The sequence below is a fragment of the Streptomyces sp. NPDC059002 genome (assembly GCF_042740435.1).
GTDB lineage: Bacteria > Actinomycetota > Actinomycetes > Streptomycetales > Streptomycetaceae > Streptomyces.
The window spans coordinates 1-3,752 of record NZ_JBHYJI010000134.1; the positions used below are offsets into that span (position 1 = coordinate 1).

The 3,752-nt window shown below is 72.3% G+C and carries 5 protein-coding genes; 2 read left to right on the plus strand and 3 right to left on the minus strand.

The genetic code is table 11. The features are described from left to right. Positions 1 to 61 precede the first annotated feature (61 nt). Positions 62 to 688, minus strand: coding sequence for a TetR/AcrR family transcriptional regulator (locus ACFWZ2_RS43360; protein ID WP_384555315.1), 627 nt, complete (start codon positions 686 to 688; stop codon positions 62 to 64). A 129-nt stretch (positions 689 to 817) separates the two neighbouring features. Here ACFWZ2_RS43360 and ACFWZ2_RS43365 point away from each other — a divergent pair, with 129 nt between their 5' ends. Next, complete coding sequence (locus tag ACFWZ2_RS43365; protein WP_384555316.1) at positions 818 to 1,747, plus strand: zinc-binding dehydrogenase; 930 nt, start codon at positions 818 to 820, stop codon at positions 1,745 to 1,747. Positions 1,748 to 1,754: 7 nt separating this feature from the next. Here the strand turns inward: ACFWZ2_RS43365 and ACFWZ2_RS43370 are convergent, their stop codons facing one another. Beyond that, complete coding sequence (locus ACFWZ2_RS43370) at positions 1,755 to 1,946, minus strand: hypothetical protein (protein WP_384555317.1); 192 nt, start codon at positions 1,944 to 1,946, stop codon at positions 1,755 to 1,757. A gap of 51 nt (positions 1,947 to 1,997) precedes the next feature. Beyond that, the gene (locus ACFWZ2_RS43375; RefSeq protein ID WP_384555318.1) at positions 1,998 to 3,431 is read right to left on the minus strand and encodes a cytosine permease; all 1,434 of its coding nucleotides are present in this window, start codon (positions 3,429 to 3,431) and stop codon (positions 1,998 to 2,000) included. A gap of 185 nt (positions 3,432 to 3,616) precedes the next feature. Between ACFWZ2_RS43375 and ACFWZ2_RS43380 the strand changes: the two genes are divergently transcribed. Beyond that, positions 3,617 to 3,752: urease subunit gamma (locus tag ACFWZ2_RS43380; protein WP_384545421.1), on the plus strand; the 136-nt coding region annotated here is incomplete at its 3' end.

Below are 3,752 nucleotides of genomic sequence, written 5' to 3' on the forward strand. Positions count from 1 at the left end.
GAGCGCGCCCACGCGGCGGAGCCGCACATGACACTGCCCCGCGCCCCTGACGGGGCGGTTCCTACCCCACCGGCAAGGTGAGGCTGCCCGGGGCCGCCGCGCACGCCGTGCGGACCCCCTCCGCGAGGCCCCGGCGCGTGGGGGCGACCCCCTCCGCCCAGGCCTCCAGCGCCAGGTGGAACGCCGCGACGAGCACGTCGACGGCGAGCCGCGGCCGCAGGTCACCCGCGTCCGGCAGGCCGAACCGGGCGCGGGCGACGTCGACCGCGGCCCGGCTGGTCCGCTCGCAGAAGGCGAGCCCGTGCGCGTCCATGGACGGAGTGACCGCGGTCAGTCGCCGACTGAGCAGTACCCGCTCGGTCCACCCCTCCGCGGTCATGCGGTCGAGCGCCGTGAGCAGCACGTCACGGAGCACGTCGAACAGCCGCTGCCCCGCGGCGGGTTCGGCCTTCTCCAGCTCTTCGAGGAACGCCGCCCACAGGTCCTGGGTCGGCGCCATCGCCACGTCTTCCTTGCTGGTGAAGGTGCGGAAGAAGGTCCGCTTGGAGACGTCGACCGCGTCGCACAGCGCGTCGAGCGTGACGCCGTCGAAGCCGCGCTCCGTGAACAGGTCGAGGGCGGTGTCGACGAGGGCCTGGCGCGTGCGCAGCTTCTTGCGCTCCCTCAGGGGCAGCTGGTCGATGTCCATGACGGGAGTGTAGCCGGGGAGCGAATGCCTCTTGATGGCTTCTGCCACTCAGTGGCACTATTGCCGCTGTCGAGCCCCGCTCCGGGTGTCACCGGCTCTCTTTGGCGTACGTCGAAAGGTGCAACTCCCATGCGCGCACTCCTGGTTGACCGTTCCGTTCCCGGCGGGCTGCGCATCGGCGACGCCCCGGACCCCGTGCCCGCCCCGCACCAGGCCCTGGTCAGGGTGGCGGCGACCTCCCTGAACCACGGCGAGGTGAAGTGGGGCATCGAGGGCTCGCCCGAGGGTGCCGTGCTCGGCTGGGACGCGGCGGGCGTGGTCGAGCGGGCCGCCGCCGACGGCTCGGGCCCCGCCGCGGGCACCCCCGTGGTGACCCTGGCGGAGGGCGGCGGCTGGGCCGAACTCCGCGCGGTGGACACGGACTTCATCGGCACGGTCCCGGCGGGCGCCGACCTGGGCGCGATCAGCACGGTGCCGGTGGCGGGGGCGAGCGCACTGCGGGCGCTGAACCGGACGGGGCCGCTCCTGGGCAGGCGGATCCTCGTCACGGGGGCCACGGGCGGCGTCGGCAGGTACGCGGTGCAGCTCGCGCGGCTCGGCGGCGCCGAGGTCGTCGCGGTGACCAGGGACCCCGCCGCGCAGGGCGCCGAGCTGCGCCGTCTCGGTGCGCACGAGGTGGTCGCGACGCCCGCCGCGGCGAGCGCCCCGGTGGACGGCGTGGTCGACATGGTGGCGGGGCGCCAACTCGTCGAGGCGTTCGGCCGGTTGGCCCCGGGCGGCACGCTGGTCTCCGTCGGTCACACGGGCGGCGACGACGAGCACTTCCCCTACGGCGCGTTCTTCGGCGACGCGGGTCGCCACGACCGCAGCATCGCCACGTTCTACCTGCTGGACTGCCCGGACCTCGGCCCCGATCTGACGTGGCTGGCCGCCCGGGTCGCGGCCGGCGATCTCGACGCGGGCCAGGCGTGGCGGGGCGGCTGGGAGAAGGCGCCGGAGGCGGTCGAGGTGCTGCTCGACCGCCGCCTGCACGGCAAGGCGATCCTGGACATCGCCTGAGGGATCCTTATCCCTCGGCCTTGCCGCCGTCCTCGCTGCCGTCCCCGGCCTTCTCGTCCTTCTCGGCCTTCTCGTCCTTCTTCTCGCCCCCGCCGGTCGACTCCCCGCCCGGCGCGTGGCTGAAGACGTCGACCAGGCCGAGGGCCGCCGAACCGGCGCCCTTCACCGCGCGTATGCCGAGTTCGATCAGTTCTTCCATGGGTCGTGCTCCCCGTGTTGGTATCAGTTCCCGCTGGTCAGGGCGGTCCTTTCAGGCTACGGGATCGGGGACACGCACCGTGCCGGGCGTGAGTGCCAGATAGGCCGCACCGCCCACCACCCCCGACAGCAGGAAACTGCAGTCGACCCCGCCCGTCAGGGACAGCAGCGGACCCTCGTACGACGGAAGGGAGACCGCGAGCAGCCCGACCGCCGCGCCCAGCGCCCAGGACACGGTGGCCCGGACGTTCCAGCCCGCGCGGTACCAGTAGACGCCGCCCCTGGAGCGGCGGTTGAAGACCTGGAGGGCGTCCGCGTCGTACTCTCCGCGACAGCGCGCGAAGCCGATCAGGGTGATCACCGCCCAGGGGGTGCCGATGGCGGTGAGGAGCAGCACGAAGGACGTCATCGCGTCCTGCGCCTCCCACGCGTAGTGGCCGACGAAGACACAGGCCGTGGCGACGACGGCGACCGTGTGGGTGGCGCGGGCGCGGGATGCGCGGGGCAGGATCGCGTCCAGGTCGAGGCCCATCGAGTAGAGCATCAGGCCCGCGTTGCCGACCGAGCCCGCGGAGGCGGCGAGCAGCAGGGGGATCAGGTACCAGCCGGGTGACGCGCCGACGAGCCCGCCCGCGTAGTCGAGGGCCGCGCGCGCCGCGTACGCCGTGAACGTGCCGAAGAGCTGCGGGATCAGGAGCCCCGCGATCAGCCCGAGCCAGGCCGCGCCGAGCACCGCGCGGGAGCTGTGCCGGGCGGGCGAGACGTAGCGGGTGTAGTCGCCGAGCAGGGTGATGAAGGCGATCGGCCCCGACAGGCCCGCCGCCACCAGGGCGAGCAGCCACGTCGGCCAGAACGAGCCGAGCGCATAGCCTTCCCCAAGCTCCAATGAGCAGGGGAGACCCCATTCGCCCGGCAGTGCGCCGGTCGTGAAGTCGGGCGCGTACGCGATCACGCCGAGGATCAGCAGCGCCGTCATGCCGAAGGCCAGGATGCGGGAGAGCCGGAGCAGCACGCGGTAGCCGTAGACCGCGCCCGTGACGGTGGCGGCGGCGAGCAGTGCGTAGACGAGGGCGTACGAGAGTCCGCCGGTCGGCAGGCCGAGCAGGCGGTGCAGTGCGCCCACCATCACGTCGCCGCCGATCCAGATGGTCAGCGCGGTGTAGCCGAGGGAGAGCAGGAGCCCGACGACCGAGCCGACGAGGCGGCCCCGCACCCCGAACTGGGCGCCGGACGAGGTCGAGAGGTTCGTTCCGGTGCGCAGCGAGACGAGGGCGAGCGGTGCGGTCAGCGCGGTGCCGATCACCGTGCCCGCCACCACGGCCGTCACCGACTCCCACCAGGAGAGGCCGAACGACACCGGCAGCCAGCCGAAGACGATCACCCCGAGGCAGAGATTGGAACCGATCAGGATCGACACGAGGTCGCGGGGACCGCTGGTGCGTTCCCCGTCCGGGATGGTGTCGACTCCGCGCTGTTCTATCGGCATGAGGGTGCCCCTGACGCTCGCTGGTCCCGATGGTGGTCCTACTTTTGAGCAGCGCTCAATGTGGCCTGAAGTTGACCCTCGCGTCAATGCTTCCCGCATGCGGATTTCGTGGTTAGAGTGATGCTTCGTGGTTAGAGTGACGCTCTAAATGCGGAACAGGAACATGGAACAGGAAGGGGCGGCGCGTGCGACTCACGCCCACCGAACGTGACCGGCTGCTGCTCTTCGGGGCTGCCGAGCTCGCCAGGTCCCGCAAGGCGCGTGGCCTCCGGCTCAATGTGCCCGAGGCGACGGCGTTGATCGCGGATGCGGTGTGTGAGG